Annotated in this window: 14 protein-coding genes; 7 read left to right on the top strand and 7 right to left on the bottom strand. The window is 64.1% G+C overall.

The window, feature by feature from the left end:
* Window positions 1-21: 21 nt before the first annotated feature.
* Both ACK543_RS06610 and ACK543_RS06605 read right to left on the bottom strand, forming a co-directional pair.
* Complete coding sequence (locus ACK543_RS06610; RefSeq protein WP_409942055.1) at window positions 22-933, bottom strand: DMT family transporter; 912 nt, start codon at window positions 931-933, stop codon at window positions 22-24.
* Window positions 934-1,199: 266 nt separating this feature from the next.
* A complete protein-coding gene (locus ACK543_RS06605; RefSeq protein ID WP_409942054.1) occupies window positions 1,200-2,330 on the bottom strand; it encodes an aromatic ring-hydroxylating oxygenase subunit alpha in 1,131 nt (376 codons plus the stop codon).
* A gap of 373 nt (window positions 2,331-2,703) precedes the next feature.
* On the opposite strand from ACK543_RS06605, the gene xseB reads away from it, so the two are divergent.
* The 4 genes from xseB to ACK543_RS06585 all read left to right on the top strand — a co-directional run bounded on the left by xseB (window position 2,704) and on the right by ACK543_RS06585 (window position 7,219).
* Window positions 2,704-2,946 (top strand): exodeoxyribonuclease VII small subunit, encoded by a 243-nt coding sequence (xseB, locus tag ACK543_RS06600; protein ID WP_409942053.1) that lies wholly within the window; start codon window positions 2,704-2,706, stop codon window positions 2,944-2,946.
* Window positions 2,943-3,899 carry a polyprenyl synthetase family protein gene (locus ACK543_RS06595; RefSeq protein ID WP_409942052.1) on the top strand — a complete coding sequence of 319 codons (957 nt, stop codon included), beginning with the start codon at window positions 2,943-2,945 and terminating at the stop codon, window positions 3,897-3,899. Before xseB ends, ACK543_RS06595 begins: the two co-directional genes overlap by 4 nt.
* Before the next feature lie 122 nt (window positions 3,900-4,021).
* A complete protein-coding gene (dxs, locus tag ACK543_RS06590; protein ID WP_409942051.1) occupies window positions 4,022-5,926 on the top strand; it encodes a 1-deoxy-D-xylulose-5-phosphate synthase in 1,905 nt (634 codons plus the stop codon).
* Window positions 5,927-6,136: 210 nt separating this feature from the next.
* Complete coding sequence (locus ACK543_RS06585; RefSeq protein WP_409942050.1) at window positions 6,137-7,219, top strand: TRAP transporter substrate-binding protein; 1,083 nt, start codon at window positions 6,137-6,139, stop codon at window positions 7,217-7,219.
* Window positions 7,220-7,928: 709 nt separating this feature from the next.
* Here ACK543_RS06585 and ACK543_RS06580 read toward each other — a convergent pair.
* From ACK543_RS06580 to ACK543_RS06570, 3 genes are all read right to left on the bottom strand, one after another.
* On the bottom strand, window positions 7,929-9,719 hold the full coding sequence (locus ACK543_RS06580) for a TRAP transporter large permease subunit (protein ID WP_409942049.1): 1,791 nt from the start codon (window positions 9,717-9,719) through the stop codon (window positions 7,929-7,931).
* 8 nt (window positions 9,720-9,727) lie between these two features.
* Complete coding sequence (locus ACK543_RS06575) at window positions 9,728-10,411, bottom strand: TRAP transporter small permease subunit (RefSeq protein ID WP_409942048.1); 684 nt, start codon at window positions 10,409-10,411, stop codon at window positions 9,728-9,730.
* Window positions 10,412-10,532: 121 nt separating this feature from the next.
* Window positions 10,533-11,651 carry a substrate-binding domain-containing protein gene (locus ACK543_RS06570; RefSeq protein WP_409942047.1) on the bottom strand — a complete coding sequence of 373 codons (1,119 nt, stop codon included), beginning with the start codon at window positions 11,649-11,651 and terminating at the stop codon, window positions 10,533-10,535.
* Window positions 11,652-11,701: 50 nt separating this feature from the next.
* Here ACK543_RS06570 and ACK543_RS06565 point away from each other — a divergent pair, with 50 nt between their 5' ends.
* From ACK543_RS06565 to ACK543_RS06555, 3 genes are read left to right on the top strand one after another with little or no spacing between them, the layout of a single operon-like run.
* Complete coding sequence (locus ACK543_RS06565; RefSeq protein ID WP_409942046.1) at window positions 11,702-12,439, top strand: ABC transporter permease; 738 nt, start codon at window positions 11,702-11,704, stop codon at window positions 12,437-12,439.
* Window positions 12,440-12,465: 26 nt separating this feature from the next.
* Complete coding sequence (locus ACK543_RS06560; protein ID WP_409942045.1) at window positions 12,466-13,227, top strand: phosphate ABC transporter ATP-binding protein; 762 nt, start codon at window positions 12,466-12,468, stop codon at window positions 13,225-13,227.
* Between the two features lie 41 nt (window positions 13,228-13,268).
* The gene (locus ACK543_RS06555) at window positions 13,269-14,051 is read left to right on the top strand and encodes a substrate-binding domain-containing protein (protein ID WP_409942044.1); all 783 of its coding nucleotides are present in this window, start codon (window positions 13,269-13,271) and stop codon (window positions 14,049-14,051) included.
* Between the two features lie 342 nt (window positions 14,052-14,393).
* On the opposite strand, the gene modC is transcribed toward ACK543_RS06555, so the two are convergent.
* Both modC and modB read right to left on the bottom strand, forming a co-directional pair.
* On the bottom strand, window positions 14,394-15,485 hold the full coding sequence (gene modC, locus ACK543_RS06550) for a molybdenum ABC transporter ATP-binding protein (protein WP_409942043.1): 1,092 nt from the start codon (window positions 15,483-15,485) through the stop codon (window positions 14,394-14,396).
* A 5-nt stretch (window positions 15,486-15,490) separates the two neighbouring features.
* Window positions 15,491-16,177 (bottom strand): molybdate ABC transporter permease subunit, encoded by a 687-nt coding sequence (gene modB / locus ACK543_RS06545; protein ID WP_409942042.1) that lies wholly within the window; start codon window positions 16,175-16,177, stop codon window positions 15,491-15,493.
* Window positions 16,178-16,200: the final 23 nt, after the last annotated feature.

Below are 16,200 nucleotides of genomic sequence, written 5' to 3'. Positions count from 1 at the left end.
GCAGGATTTTTGGGGGTGGCGTCAGTGCTCTTGCGCGGGCGCTTCGGGGGCGGCGCGGGCCCGCAAAATGGTGGCGGTCATCCCGCTGCCAACGATCAGCGCCATGCCCGCCCAGGCGATGGGCGGCAGGTGCTCGCCAAACAGCAGCACGCTGTAGAAGGCAGCAAACACCAGGCCCGAATACTGCAGGTTGGCCACCACCAGCGTGCCGCGCTGCGTCTTGGCGCTGGCGTAGGCGCGTGTCATGCACAGCTGACCGCCAGCGGCCAGAATGCCAACGGGCAGCAGCCACAGCGCGGGCCACCCCGGCCATGGCGACACCCCGGTGAACAGCATGGCCATGCCGCCCGCCAGCGCAGAGCCTGCCGCGAAATAAAACACGGTGCGCGATTCTGGCTCGCCCAGGCGCGACAGCGCCACCACTTGCAGGTAGGCAAATGCGGCGGTCATGCCAGACATGAGGCCGATCATCCCGGCAAAGCCCTGGTTCTGGTCCAGGCTGGGCCTGAGCATCATCACCACGCCAGCAAAGCCGGTCAGCACCGTGATGATCAGGGTGCCCTGCAGGGCTGGGCGTGGTGATGCGGGCGAGGGCCGCCACGCCAGCAGCGCACCGCCCACCAAAAACGCAGCAATCCATACGCTGCTCATGTAGTTGAGCGTCATGGCCGTGGCCAGCGGCAGGTGTGCAATGGCATAGAACCAGGCCCCCAGGGACACCACCCCGACCAGGCTGCGCCAGGCGTGCATGCCGGGGTATGCGGTAGCCAGCGTGATGCGCTGGCCGCGTGCCAGCAGCCACAGAATGACAACGCCGATGAGGCCGCGGTAGAACACCAGCTCGGCCGGGTTGAAGAAGCCCGAAGCGATCTTCACGCACACGCCCATGCTGGCAAACAGGAATGCGGCCAATACCATCCAGAGGGCTTGCATCAGGGAGCAGAAAGTCGGGTGAACGCACCACAGGGTGCAGATAAGAAAATAGCTGCCAGCGCTTGTCATTCAAGCACTGGCAGCTATTGTAATGAGAGCGATTCAGGCTATCCGAGCGAAATGGCGGGAATCACGACGCTGTTTGAGAGTTCAAAAAAATAGCCCTAGGCCTTGAAAAACTGGCGCGGCCCGGTCCAGCGCCCCCGCGCAAGGGCCGCCCCGCCGCGCTGGGGGCGTCCCCCCCTGGGGGGAAGGCGCGCAGCGACTCAGGGTTGGCTTCCCATGCTTGTGCGGTACCACTCGTGGAAGTGCTGCATGCCGTCTTCCATGGGGCTTTGGTACGGGCCGACCTCGTTGTCACCCCGTGCCAGCAGGGCGCGGCGGCCGGCGTCCATGCGTTCGCCGATCTCGTCGTCCTCGACGCAGGTTTCCATGTACGCGGCCTTTTGCGCCTCGACGAACTCGCGCTCGAACGCTGCGATTTCTTCAGGGTAGTAGAACTCCACCATGTTCATCGTCTTCGTCGGGCTGATGGGGTGCAGCGTGGAGACGGTGAGCACATGCGGATACCACTCGACCATGATGTGCGGGTACAGCGTGAGCCAGATCGCGCCATGCTTGGGCGGCTTGCCCTCGCGGTAGGCCAGCAGGGCCTGGTGCCAGCGCTCGTAGACAGGGCTGCCGGCCTTGCCCAGTCGGTTGGCCACGCCCACGGTCTGCACGGAGTAGTTCTTGCCAAACTCCCAGCGCAGGTCATCGCAAGTGACAAAGCTGCCCAGCCCGGGATGGAAAGGGCCTACGTGGTAGTCCTCGAGATAGACCTCGATGAAGGTCTTCCAGTTGTAGTTGCACTCGTGCATTTCCACATGGTCCAGCACATAGCCGTCAAAGCTCAGGTCAGCCTGCGGGCCCATCGGAGCCAGGTCGGCCGCCACATCACAGCCGTTGTCTTCAAACAGCAGACCGTTCCACTCGCGCAGCGGGTAGTTGTTGAGATTCAGGCAAGGGTCGTGCGCGAAGTGGGGCGCACCCAGCAGTTCGCCCTGGGGGCTGTACGTCCAGCGGTGCAGCGGGCACACGATGTTGCCGCCGGCGCTGCCTTTTTGCTGGATGTACAGAGAGCCCTTGCCCTTGAGCATGACCGCTTGGCGGTGGCGGCACACGTTGGAGATCAGTTCCACCCCGCCCTGGGCGTTGCGCACCAGCGCGCGGCCTTCGAACTCGTGGGGCAGTGCGTAAAAGTCGCCCGCGTTGGGCACGGATAACTGGTGCCCCACATAGCGGGGCCCGCGCCGGAAGATGGTGTCCAGCTCGCGCCGAAAAAGCGCTTCGTCGAAGTAGCTTGAAACTGGTAGTTGGCTTGCAGCCTGCTGCAGTTGAAGACTTAAATCAGACATGGGTGACCTGACCTAAAGACTCCCCACAGGGAGGTGCGCCGAAGCGCATCTGGAAAAACAAAACCGGCTCAGAAGGAGGCCGGCTCGGAAGGGAGAGGGATTATAGGTGGTGGGGTTATTCCCGTATCTGACCTATGTGTATTGAAAAGTACCACGGGTCTTGACCTGGATCACACAGGGTCAATTGCGGCAACGCGGGCGCTGCTCGTTGCGGCCGGGTCTGCGGTGCCGCCAGTGGCACCACCCGGCCAGCGCGATCCGGCGGGCGTGCACCCTGGGGCCAGGCCATCGGTGCCCATGGCACTGCCGAGTGGGGGCGGTTGGGGGTGCGCCTAAAATCGTGCTTTTCAAACCGCGCGTTATTGCCGCCCCTATGCCCAAGTCGCCAGCCACACCCGCCGCACCTCCTGAACCGGCCAGTTACGAGGCGGCCCTGCAGGAGCTGGAGCAGCTCGTCGGCAGCATCGAATCGGGCCAGATGCCGCTGGACCAGATGCTGGCGGGCTACCAGCGAGGAGCGACACTGCTGGCGTTCTGCCGCGGCAGGCTGGAGGCGGTGCAGGACCAGATCAGGGTGCTTGACGAAGGGCAATTGCAACCATGGTCGCAGGAATGAGCGCCTTGGCGGTAACACGGTCCGGGCAGCCTTTGCCGCCGCTGGATGTCGCTGCCTGGACCCAGGGCCATCTCGCACGCGTCGAGGCTGCGTTGGGCCGTTGGGTGGGGCATGGCGCGCCTGCTGGGCTCGGCGAGGCCATGCGCTATGCCGTGCTGGATGGCGGCAAGCGGCTGCGCCCCCTGCTGGTGCTGGCTGCCCACGAGGCCGCCAGCAGCGCCCATCCGGCCGAAGCGGATGGCCAGAGCGAGGCGGCTCTGCGTGCGGCCTGCGCGGTGGAATTGATCCACGCCTACTCGCTGGTCCATGACGACATGCCCTGCATGGACAACGATGTGCTGCGCAGGGGTAAGCCTACGGTGCATGTGCAGTTTGGCCAAGCGCAGGCGCTGCTGGCGGGCGATGCCCTGCAGGCTTACGCATTTGAGCTCCTGGCCCCTGACGAAGCCGATGCGCGAGTGCCTGTTGCCGTGCAGGCTGCCCTGTGCCGGCTGTTGGCGCGTGCTGCCGGCTCGGCCGGTATGGCCGGCGGTCAGGCCATCGATCTGGCCAGCGTCGGCGTGGCCCTGTCTGAAGATCAGCTGCGTCACATGCACCGCCTCAAGACGGGCGCGCTTTTGCAGGGCAGCGTGCTGATGGGTGCAGTCTGTGGCGAGTGCGCGCCAGCGCCGTACCAGGCCTTGGCCGACTACGGCGCGGCGGTGGGGCTGGCGTTCCAGGTGGTCGATGACATTCTCGACGTGGTCGCCGATTCAGCCACCCTTGGCAAGACGGCAGGCAAGGATGCAGCCGCGGACAAGCCAACGTATGTTTCGCTGCTTGGCCTGGCACCGGCGCAGGCTTACGCACGGCAGCTATTGGACGAAGCACTCGGTGCTCTTGAGCGCAGCGGGCTGCCCGATACCCGCGCCATGGCTGCGCTGGCCGAATTGGTGGTGCGCCGCTCACATTGAGATGCCGCCGTGACGCACCTGCCTGCCCCTAACGGCCCACGGACCGCGCTGCGGCTCAATCAATTTAAAAATGGCTCAGGGCGCTTGTTAATTAAGCGCTTGTAGCTACTAAATGTATAGCAATGTCCACGACATCTTTTCCCCTGCTGCAGACCATCAATGACCCCGCAGACCTGCGTCAGCTCTCGCGTGCCGAGCTCAAGGTGCTGGCGGCCGAGCTGCGCGGTTTTGTGCTTGAAAGTGTTTCGCGCACCGGCGGGCACTTGAGCTCCAACCTGGGGACGGTGGAACTGACCGTGGCCCTGCACTACGTGTTCCACACCCCGCAAGACCGGCTGGTGTGGGATGTGGGCCACCAGACCTATCCGCACAAGATTCTCACTGGCCGGCGCGACCGCATGCACACCCTGCGCCAGCTTGGGGGCATCTCGGGCTTTCCGCAGCGCACGGAAAGCGAATACGACACGTTTGGCACGGCGCACTCGAGCACCAGCATTTCCGCGGCGCTGGGCATGGCAATGGCTGCCAAGCGCAAGGGCGAAAACCGGCACGCCGTGGCCATCATCGGCGATGGTGCGATGAGCGCTGGCATGGCTTTTGAGGCATTGAACAATGGCGGCGTGTCCGATGCCAATCTGCTCGTGGTGCTCAATGACAACGACATGAGCATCAGCCCCCCCGTCGGCGCCCTTAACCGGTATCTTGCCCAACTGATGAGCGGCCAGTTCTACGCAGCCGCAAAAAGCGTCGGCAAGACGGTGCTCAGGCCCGTTCCGCCCTTGCTGGAATTGGCCAAGCGCTTTGAGCAGCAGGCCAAAGGCATGGTGGTGCCCGCCACGCTGTTCGAGAAGTTCGGCTTCAACTACATCGGGCCCATCGACGGGCATGACCTCGATTCGTTGATCCCGACCCTGGAGAACATCAAGAGCCTCAAGGGTCCCCAGTTTCTGCACGTGGTCACCAAGAAGGGCCAGGGCTACAAGCTCGCTGAGGCCGACCCGGTGGCCTACCACGGACCCGGCAAGTTCGACCCTGCCGTGGGCCTGCTGGCCAGCGCCTCGGTGCCCAAGCTCACCTTCACGCAGGTGTTCGGGCAATGGCTGTGTGACATGGCCGCCCACGACAATCGCCTGGTGGGCATCACCCCAGCCATGCGTGAAGGTTCGGGCATGGTCGAATTTGAAAGGCGTTTTCCCGATCGCTATTACGACGTGGGCATCGCTGAGCAGCACGCGGTCACGTTTGCAGCGGGCATGGCGTGTGAGGGCGCCAAGCCGGTGGTGGCAATCTACTCCACGTTCCTGCAACGCGCATACGACCAGCTCATCCATGACGTCGCCCTGCAGAACCTGCCAGTCGTCTTTGCGCTGGACCGCGCCGGTCTGGTGGGAGCCGACGGCGCCACCCATGCGGGAGCCTACGACATTGCGTTCGTGCGCTGCATTCCCAGCATGAGCATGGCCTGCCCCGCCGATGAGCGCGAGTGTCGGCAACTGCTGACCACCGCGTTTGAGCAGGACCATCCGGTCGCTGTGCGCTACCCGCGCGGCAGCGGAGCAGGCGCCGTGCCGCTGGCCAGCCTGGAGGGCCTGCCATTTGGCAAGGGCGAGGTGCGCCGCCTGCGCCAGGGCGCTGATGATGCAGCGGGCGCGGTGGCTCCGCGCATTGCCATCCTGGCCTTTGGCACCCTGCTGTATCCGACGCTGGAGGCCGGTGAAAGCCTCGATGCCACGGTGGTCAACATGCGCTGGGCCAAGCCCCTGGACGAGGCGCTGCTGCGTGAGGTGGCGCAAAGCCACGATGCCTTGGTGACCGTCGAGGAAGGCGCCGTGATGGGTGGTGCCGGCAGCGCCGTGGTCGAGGCGCTGGGCGCCATGGGCCTCGTACTGCCTGTGCTGCAACTGGGTCTGCCCGATGTGTTCATCGAGCATGGCGACCCGGCCAAGCTGCTGGCGCTGCAGGGGCTGGATGCTGCCGGCATCCGCGCATCGATTGCGGCGCGGTTCCTGACCCCCAAGGCATCCTGAAGGTGCGCCAGGCGTGCCGATCGGAGCCGCCTTGTAGAAGGCTTGCAAAAGCCTGAAGGTGCGCAGCCAACGCAGGATTTTCGCGGGAAAACCCGTAAAAGCCGCCCGAGGCATGTTGCTACAGTGTGCGTCGGCCTCATCGTGGCTTTGGCTCGCAGTGCACAAAGCGTGCAGCCCAAGTTTTGCAATCAACTTATCGGAGAAAACCTCATGGATCGTCGATCAATCATCAAGCACGCTGGTATTGCTGGTGTACTGGCTGCGGGCGCTGCGCCTGCTGTCCACGCTCAGGCGGCCATTCGCTGGCGTCTGGCATCCAGCTTCCCCAAGTCGCTGGACACCATCTATGGCGGCGCTGATGTTTTTGCCAAGGCCGTGAAGGCCATGTCGGGTGGAAAGTTCGAGATCACGGTGCACCCTGGAGGCGAGCTGATGCCTCCCTTCGGTGTGCTGGACGGTGTGCAGCAAGGCACTGTGGAGATCTGCCACACGGTGCCCTACTATTTTTACGGCAAGAACCCTGCTTTTGCGCTGGGCTCGGCCATTCCCTTCGGCTTCAATGCACGCCAGATGAACGCCTGGATGTTGCATGGCAACGGCCGCAAGCTGATGAACGAGTTTTACGCGAACTACAACGTCGTCAGCTTTGCTGGCGGCAACACCGGCACGCAGATGGGCGGCTGGTATCGCAAAGAAATCAAGACGCCTGCAGACTTCAAGGGTCTGAAGATGCGCCTGGGCGGCGGCCTCGTGGGTGAAGTGATGCAAAAGCTGGGCGCCGTGCCACAAAGTATTCCCGGCGGCGAGGTGTACCAGTCGCTCGAGAAGGGGACCCTGGACGCGGCCGAGTGGGTGGGGCCCTACGACGACCAAAAGCTGGGCTTCAACAAAGTCGCTCCTTTTTACTATTACCCCGGCTGGTGGGAAGGCGGCCCTGAGGTCGACTTCTACGTCAATAACAAGGCCCTGGAAAGCCTGTCGGCTGAAAACCGCGCCATCATCGAAGCGGCCACCGCCCTCGCGCACACCGACATGCTGGCCAAGTACGACGCGTTGAACCCCGGCGCTCTCAAGCAGCTTGTGGCTGCCAAGACCAAGGTGCTGCCTTTCTCGCAGGCCGTGATGGACGCATCTTTCAAGGCCGCCATGGAAGTGTTCGCCGAAAACGATGCCAAGAGCCCTGAGTGGAAGAAGATCTACGCCGACATGCGGGTCTTTCAGCGCGACCAGATCCTGTGGTTCCGTTTTGCGGAAGCCCGCTACGACACCTTTATGTCGGCTCAAAAGGTCTGATTGCAAAAGGGCCGGGCCCGCGGTGTGGAGCCGCTGGACTGAGACCTTGTCTCCCAAAAGCCCGCCAGGTTCGCCTGGCGGGTTTTTTTGCGCGGGTAAGCGGTATCTTGCATCGTTCATCGCGCAACTGGCGCAAGAAGCTAGCCCCTTCTCGCCGCAGCGCATGCGCATGCATGCTTGCCAGTCGCAGCGAGAGGCCTTAAGGGCAAGGCGTACCGGGGCTTGAAAAGGCAGTAGGGGCACTTCGTGATAGATGTGCAGGTTTTCTGGATAGCCCGGCAGTCGCGCGCCAGCGGGCCTGGCCTGTCTGGTGGTCGTCCTGCCGAACTGCCCCCGCACGCGGGCCGCTGCCATTTGCTACAGAAACCAGTGTGGCGATGCACGGTCTCCCGCGCTGTCACCCCACGGGTGAGGCTGCAAAAGCAACCCAAGGCTCGAGTCCATGCGGTGTCCGCCAAGATTACAAGCGGTCAACTGCCGTTTTTAGGGTCAGCCATCCGCCTGGCGGCCCATTGCGGTTGCGTTGGGCTGCCTTCGTTGATTGATCTATGCGCGAGGCGGTGGCAGCAAGTCACCAGGAGGTGTGCGTTGGGTACAGGCTCGCGCGGTCAGGCAGGCGCAGACAGCAAAAAGCCCCTTGTCAGGCACGCTGGCAAGGGGCTTGGCATGGGGCGGCTGACCCGTCACGGTCGCGCCTTCTCAGGCTTCATCAGTTCTTTTTCTCGCCTGTGAGGGACTCCTGAAGAGCCTTGAGCGGGTCGACTTCTGCCGGAGTGTCCGCTGGCGGTGCCATGCCTGCTGCCGGGTCGCCGGCTGCATCAGTCGCCGGGTCAGGTGCAGGTGCGAGGTCGCCACCCATGCTGTTCAGGCGCTGCATCACGTCTTCTTCGCTCATGGTTTCGACCTTGTCCAGATTGCCTGTAACGATACCTGGATAGGCAATGATCAATCCGACCATGATTAGCTGGAGAATGATGAAGGCGATGGAGCCCTTGTAGATTTCAGTGGTTGTCACGCTGCGGATGTTGGCGCCCGTAACCCTGTCCTTATAGTCGTTGCGCGCCGCGACGCTTCGCAGGTAGAACAGTGCGAAACCGAACGGCGGCGTTAGGAACGAGGTCTGCAGGTTCATGGCGATGATCACGCCAAACCAGATCATGTCGATGCCCATCTTCTCGGCCACGGGCACCAGCAGGGGCACCACGATGAAGGCGATCTCGAAGAAGTCGATGAACATGCCCAGGATGAAGATCAGCAGGTTCACTACCAGTAGAAAGCCCAGGACGCCGCCAGGTACTTTGTCGAACAGGTGTTCCACCCAGATGTGGCCGTCTGCCGCATTGAAGGTGAAGCTGAACACCGTGGAGCCGATCAGGATGAACAGCACGAACGATGCCAGGCGTGCCGTGTTGTCCATGGCTTCCTGCATCAGCGTCCAGTCCAGGCGCTTCTTGATGATCGCGAGCACCATTGCGCCCACAGCGCCCATGGCACCGCCTTCGGTGGGCGTGGCGATGCCCAGGAAGATCGTGCCCAGCACCAGGAAGATCAGGATCAGCGGTGGCATCAGCACAAACGTCACCTGCTCGGCCAGGCGTGACAGCATGCCCAGGCGCGTGATGCGGTTGATCAGTGACAGTGCCAGCGCCGTCAGCGACGCGAGGGTCAGCGACATGATGACGATCTCGTCGCCAGCCGAAGGCATGCTGCGTTCCAGCCATTGGGTCATCAGGGAGTCATGCACCCGCGACCACGCGATGCCGACTGCGGCGGATACCAGCACCAGCACCAGCAGCGACTTGTGGCCAGAGTTGCCATTGGGCTCGCGGTAGATGCGCGCCTCAGGAGGCAACGCCGGAGCCCACTTTGGCAGCACGATGGCGACGATCACGATGAAAAGTATGTACAGGCCCACCAGCATGAAACCGGGGATCAGCGCACCAGCGTAGAGGTCGCCCACCGAGCGCCCGAGCTGGTCTGCCAGCACGATCAGCACCAGCGAAGGCGGGATGGCCTGTGCCAGCGTGCCGGATGCCGTGATGGCGCCTGTCGCAAGGATGCGGCTGTACCCGTAGCGCAGCATGATGGGCAGCGAGATCAGGCCCATCGAGATCACGGCTGCAGCCACCACACCCGTGGTGGCGGCCAGCAGCGCGCCTACCAGGATCACTGCGATGGCAACACCGCCGCGCAGGGGGCCGAAGATCTGACCCACGGTTTCCAGCAGGTCCTCGGCCATGCCGGACTTTTGCAGGATGATCCCCATGAAGGTGAAGAACGGGATGGCCAGCAGGGTGTCGTTCTGCATGATCCCGAAGATGCGCAGCGGCAGCGCCTGGAAAAGCACCGAGGGAAAAAGGCCGAGCTCAATGCCAATCCAGCCGAAGCCGAGGCCGGTGGCGGCCAGTGCGAAGGCCACCGGGAAGCCTGTCATCAGCAAGACGAGCAGGCCACCGAACAGCAGCGGGACAAAGTTTTGGGTGAGGAAAGTAACTAGCATGGTGTGACTCAACCTGCCTTGGAGGGATGGGGGGCGACTGCCGCCTTTTCGAGCTGTGCAGCCATGGCTGTAGCCAGCGCTTCTTCTTCAGACGGGCCGTCGTCGTGCGCCAGCACATCAGGGCCAACCCCGCGCAGGAACGCCACGCGCTTGATCAGCTCCGAGATGCCTTGCAGCAGCAGCAGCGCAAAACCCAGAGGAATCATGGCGTAGGCGGGCCAGCGAACCAGGCCCCCGGCGCTCTGCGACATCTCGCCCGATTCCCATGCGCGCACGAACAGCGGCCAGCCCAGGTCGATACAGATCAGGCAGAACGGGAACAGGACCGCCAAGATGCCTATCACGTCGATCCAGTTGCGTGCGCGGGCGCTCAGGCGTGATGCGATGAAATCAATTCGGACGTGCGCATTCTTGAGCAGGCAGTATCCCGCTCCAAGCATGAATACCCCCGCGAACAGATACCACTGGATTTCCAGCAACGCGTTCGAGCTGGTGTTGAAAATTTTGCGCACCACTGCGTTGCCCGCGCTGATTAGCGTGGTTATGAGGATGAGCCACATGGTGAGCTTTCCCACCCCGGAGCTTATCCAGTCAATCGTCTTTGAGATTTTGAGTAACGCCTGCATGTAGTCTCCAGTGGAACAGCTGCTGTTTTTACGGAATGAGGGAACCCTCAAGCGGGGAACGCCCATACACACTTGTCAGGGTGCAATTCTACGGAGCGCCACAGACGGAGCCTGACGGCTGCGTGACGCTTTTCGTGCCATGATAGGCCGTGCCCTAGAGCTATTATTTAAATAGCAATCAGGGTTTCTATCTAGTGGTTGGGTCCTCTTTGCGGCGTGCAAATTGCCACCATGGAAGCACCTTGTTCATGGCGAGTACTTCCCCGCAGTGCAGCGGCGCATAGCCTTGCAGCGCCGACATCTGGGCCTGCCACTCAGCCTTCTGCAGCAAGGTCCGTAGGGCGCGTGTGGCGGGCTGCTCTAGGCTGTCCTTCAGGCATGCAAGGTGGTAGCGCTCCTGTGCCAAAGGCACGAAACCGGTTCCCCGCGCGTGTGCTGCCAGGCCAATACCCAGGCCCACATCCGCAGCGCCAGAAGCCACTGCCTGGGCCACTGCGGTGTGCGATGGTTCGTCGCGGTCGTAGCCGGCCAGCGCCCCGGGGGCAAGGCCTGCCTCTGCCAGCAGCCCATCGAGCAGCACTCGAGTGCCGGAGCCCGGGGGGCGGTTCACAAACCGAGCGCCAGTGCGCGCCACGTCGGCCAGGCTACACAGTCCCAGCGGGTTGCCCGGCGCCACGATCAGCCCCTGCGTGCGCTGGGCAAAACCGATGATCTTGTGCAGTCCGGGCTGAAGCAGCGGTTTGTAGGTGCGTGCTGCCAGGGATGTGGCGGCGGGTTGCTCGACCGTGTGAAACCCCGCCAGGGTGCAGCGCCCTTCATTCAGCGCGCGAATGGCGTCCACGCTGCCCGTGAAGCGGATGTCCAGATGCACTGCGCCGGTGCAGCCTGGCGCGGCAGCGTAGGAGCGCAGTACGCCTAGTGCGTCGTCATGGCTGGCGTACAGCGTGAGCACATGCGCATCCGGGTCAAACGCCACTGCAAAGGCGCGTTCCAGATCCGCGTGCAGGGCGGCAATCTGCGGCGCCAGCCTCGCCTGCGCCTGCCGCTCGGCCCACAGCAGCTTGTGGCCAAAGGCGCTGAGCTGTGCAGACTGGCCCTTGCCCCAGACGATGAGTTCGCCGCCGAGCTGGTCCTCCCATCGCTTGAGGGCACCCCACACATGGCGATAGGACAGCCCCAGGCTGCGTGCTGCACCCGAAATGGAACCGTGGCTCGCCACGGCCTGCAACAGCTCAGGCAACGGGTTGCGGATCAGCTCGGTGCCAGCGTCGCGGCTGAGTGTGTAGTGGAGCTGGACCCTATGCACAGGTGTTCATATCGCAGGAGATCGCAAGGGCGCCTACGATAGCGCAATCCATGTCCAGTCTTGCCGAAAGCGCGCGCACAGCGCTGCACCTCATTGTTGACTCCGATCCTGCCCTTGGGGCCATCGTGGTTCGCTCGCTCGCCGTCAGCGGCACGGCCTGCCTGCTGGCATGCGGGCTGGGCCTGGTGCTTGGCGCTTGGCTGGGCGTGGCCCGCTTTGCCGGCCGTGGCGCGGTGCTGGCGGTGCTCAACACAACGCTGGCAGTGCCGTCGGTGGTGGTGGGGCTGGTGGTGTATTTGCTGCTGTCGCGCAGCGGGCCGTTGGGGGCGCTGGGCTGGCTCTTCAGTTTCAAGGCGATGGTGCTGGCGCAAACACTGCTGGTTCTGCCCGTGGTGACCGCCCTCACGCGGCAGGCCGTGGAGGATGCTGAGCGTGCCCATGGCGAACAGCTTCGCTCCCTGGGGGCCTCGCCGCTGCTGCGCAGCCTGCTGCTGGCATGGGACGAGCGCTATGCCCTGCTCACGGTGCTCATCGCCTCGTTTGGCCGCGCGATCTCGGAAGTGGGCGCGGTGATGATCGTGGGCGGCAACATCGACGGGTTCACGCGCGTCATGACCACCGCCATTGCCCTGGAGACCAGCAAAGGCGACCTGCCGTTGGCCCTTGCGCTGGGCCTGGTGCTGCTGGCCGTGGTGCTGGTGCTCAATGTGCTGATTGCCCTGCTTCGGCGGTGGCGCGAACAGGTCGATGGTGCAGCAGCCAGCACGCCCGTAGGGGGCGCTGCATGAGCGCGCGGCAGCCCGCTTCGGCAGTCATGGCTGATCCGGGCCTGTGGGCAGAGCTTCGCCAGGTCAACGTCCGCTATGGCCGGGTGCTGGCGTTGGAAGAGGTCAGCCTGCGGATCGCTCCTGGTGAGCGCGTGGCACTGGTGGGCGCCAACGGCAGCGGCAAGAGCACGCTGCTGCGCGTGCTGCATGGCCTGGCGCATATCCACGGCGGTGGCTTGCAGCGCGACCCCGCGCTGCGGCAGGCCATGCTGTTCCAGCGCCCGCACATGCTGCGCACCAGTGCCCGCAACAACGTGGCGTTGGCCCTCTGGCTGAACGGCCTGCGCTGGGGCGAGGCGCGCGAGCATGCCCTGTCGGCTCTGCGCCGGGTGGGCATGCTCGCCGTGGCGGCGCAAAACGCACGCACCTTGTCGGGCGGGCAGCAGCAACGCGTGGCCATGGCGCGTGCCTGGGCGCTGCGCCCGGATGTACTGCTGTTGGATGAGCCCACGGCCAGCCTGGACCCACACGCCAAGCGCGAGGTCGAGGCACTGATGGCCGACTTTGCCACCCGGAACGAGGGGGGCGTATGGGGTGGCGGCGACGCGTGCAGCCACCAGGCTCGGCGCAACGATCCCATGACCATGGTGTTCAGCAGCCACAACCTGGGCCAGGTCAAGCGGCTGGCGAGTCGGGTGGTGTACCTCGAGCATGGCCGCGTGGTGGCCGATTTGCCGGTGCATGCCTTTTTTAACGGTCCGCTGCCCGAGGCGGCCCGATTGTTCCTCAAAGGAGAGCTTGCTTCATGAAATCACATTCCAATCGGCCTATCGCGCACGCTCTGAAAGCGATGATTGCTACATTTATCATAGCGTTCAGCGTGGGTGTCCATGCCCAGGTGATAACGTTGGCGTCCACCACTTCCACCGAGCAGTCTGGCCTGTTTGCCCATCTGCTGCCCGAGTTCAAAAAGGCCAGTGGTCTGGATGTGAAAGTCGTGGCGCTCGGCACAGGGCAGGCCCTGGACATGGCGCGGCGCGGGGATGCCGATGTGCTTTTTGTCCACGACCAGGCGGCCGAGGAGCTCTTTGTGTCCGATGGTTGGGGTCTCAAGCGCTACCCCGTGATGTACAACGATTTCATCCTCATCGGACCCAAGGAAGACCCGGCAGGCGCACGCGGCAAGGACATCGTTGCAGCGTTGCAAAGACTCGCCGCCGCCAATGCAGGCTTCATCTCGCGCGGCGACAAGAGCGGCACGCACGCCGCAGAGCTTCGCTACTGGAAACTGACCGGCGGGGACGCACCCAAGGGCGCGGGCTACAAGGAGTGCGGATGTGGCATGGGCCCGGCATTGAATATCGCAGCGTCGAGCGGTGCCTATGTGCTGGCCGACCGTGCGACGTGGCTGAACTTCAAGAATCGCGCTGACCTGGCGGTGCTGGTGGAGGGGGATACGCGGCTGTTCAATCAGTATGGTGTGATCGTCGTCAACCCTGCGCGTCATCCGCATGTGAAGGCGACGGATGCCCAGAAGTTTGTGGACTGGATCGTCTCGCCGGCCGGGCAGGGCGTGATTGCCTCCTATCGGATCGGCGGGCAGCCGCTGTTTTTTCCAAACGCTGTGCGGTAACGAGCAGCCCCTTGCTGGCCACGCGCAGTGCCTTGGCGAGGATGTCACATCGTTCTGGAGGGTGACCATGGATCGGGCCGGGCCAACGCGAGCCGCCCGGTGGTGTGTTGCCAGGCCTCCCCTGTCGCTTGATGCAGCAGGGCCTGCACGGCAGAGTGCCCGGGCTTCAACTGCGCGGCGCAGCCTGCACGGCACGCAGTTCAGCGACAGTTTCAACCCCTTCGACCACCACCGTCAGGCCCAATTCCGCCGTCAGCGGTGCGGCGGGTTTTTCACGGCTGCGCAATTGCTCCGGGGCGCATGCAGGTCGGGGCTTTGGCGTGCCCGCAGCCTGCCTGCAGTTCAGCTGACGACCGCGATGCCCTTGATCTGCGCGAACAAAGCCTTGCCAGGAGCAACGCCCAAGGCCAGGGCTGATCGCTGGGTGATTCGTGCCAGCACCCGCACCTGCCCCAGTTCAAGCGCCACCATCCACTGGCCAGGGCTGTCCTCGGTCACCGCGGCTACGGTGGCGGGCAGGACGTTCAGGATGCTTGTGCCCACCGGCGCCGCCAGGGTCAGGCTGACGTCACGGGCTTGCAGGCGCAGGCGAAGCCGCTGGCCCGGCAGGTGCGGCACGGCGCTCACCAGCAACAGCTCGCCACTGCCAAAGTCCACGGTGGTCACGTGGTCCAGCGCGTCATGCCGCGTCACGGTGCCTTCCACCAGGGTGGCGGCGGTGTCGCCGTGGGCAAGCGGCAGGTCCAGCTGGGTGAGAAGGTCCCTGGTAGCGCCGTGGGCGCGCACGCGGCCGGCGTCCATCAAGACCATGTGGTCTGCCAGCCGGACGACCTCATCCACGGAATGGCTGACGTAAAGGATGGGAATATCGAGGCTGCGGTGCAGTGCCTCCAGGTAAGGCAGCACCTCTGCCTTGCGCTGCGCGTCCAGTGCCGACAACGGCTCGTCCATCAGCAGCAGGCGGGGGCTGGCGGCCAGGGCGCGGGCGATGGCCACGCGCTGGCGCTCCCCGCCGGACAGGGACTGTGGTCTGCGCGCCATCAGCCTGCCAAGGCCCAGCAGGTCCACCACGTCATTGAGCGTCACCCTGTGGCGCGCGGCAGGCGTGCGCTGCAATCCATACCCGATGTTGCCGTGCACGGTCAGGTGGTCGAACAGGCTGGGTTCCTGAAACACATACCCCAGCGCGCGCCGGTGTGTGGGTGTCCAGACACGCTGCGCGTCGTCTTGCCAGATTTGTCCGTTCACCGAGACATGACCGGGGCGGGCGCGCTCAAGCCCGGCAACCGCACGCAGGCAGGTCGTCTTGCCGCAGCCCGACGGGCCAAACAATGCCGTGACGCCTCGCCCGGGAAGCCGCAGGTTGACGTCCAGCGTGAAGCCGTTTCGCACCAGAAGCAGTTGCGCGATGATTTCGTTGCCGTGCATCTCCATCGGCCCTACCGTGCCACCGAAAAAGACGCACTGCGCCGGGTGAGGTTCAGCACCAGCAACACCACGAACGAGAACGCCACCATGGCGCCCGCCAGCCAGTGGGCCTGGGCATATTCAAGCGCCTCGACGTGGTCATAGATCTGCACCGACACCACCCGCGTGACGCCCGGAATGTTACCGCCCAACATGAGAACCACCCCAAACTCGCCCACGGTGTGGGCAAAGCTCAGGATGGCAGCCGTGATGAAGCCCGGTCCCGCCAGCGGCAACGCCACCGTGAAAAAACGGTCGAACGGCCCCGCGCCTAGCGTGGCTGCGGCTTCGAGGGGGCGCTGCCCGATGGCCTCAAACGCATGCTGCAGCGGCTGCACCGCAAACGGAAGCGAGTAGATCAGCGAGCCCACCACCAGACCCCAGAAGGTAAAGGGCAGGGTGCCCAGCCCCAGCCATTGCGTGAACTGCCCCAGGGTTCCGTTGGGCCCCATGGTGATCAGCAAGTAAAACCCGATGACCGTGGGTGGTAGCACCAGCGGCAGCGCGACCACCGCCGATACCGGACCGCGCCACCGAGACCGCGTGTACGCAAGCCACCATGCCAGCGGCGTGCACAGCACAAGGAGCAGCACTGTGGTGGTGGCCGCAAGGCGCAGGGTCAGGCCGATGGCGGCAAGATCAGCGCTGGTAAACGGCATGGGCGTTGCTGGCGCAAGGGTGG

This window comes from Acidovorax sp. (genome assembly GCF_046341535.1).
Lineage (GTDB): Bacteria > Pseudomonadota > Gammaproteobacteria > Burkholderiales > Burkholderiaceae_C > Acidovorax.
The sequence above is the reverse complement of the archived record's forward strand: the minus strand, read 5'-3'. Positions and strand labels throughout refer to the sequence as shown.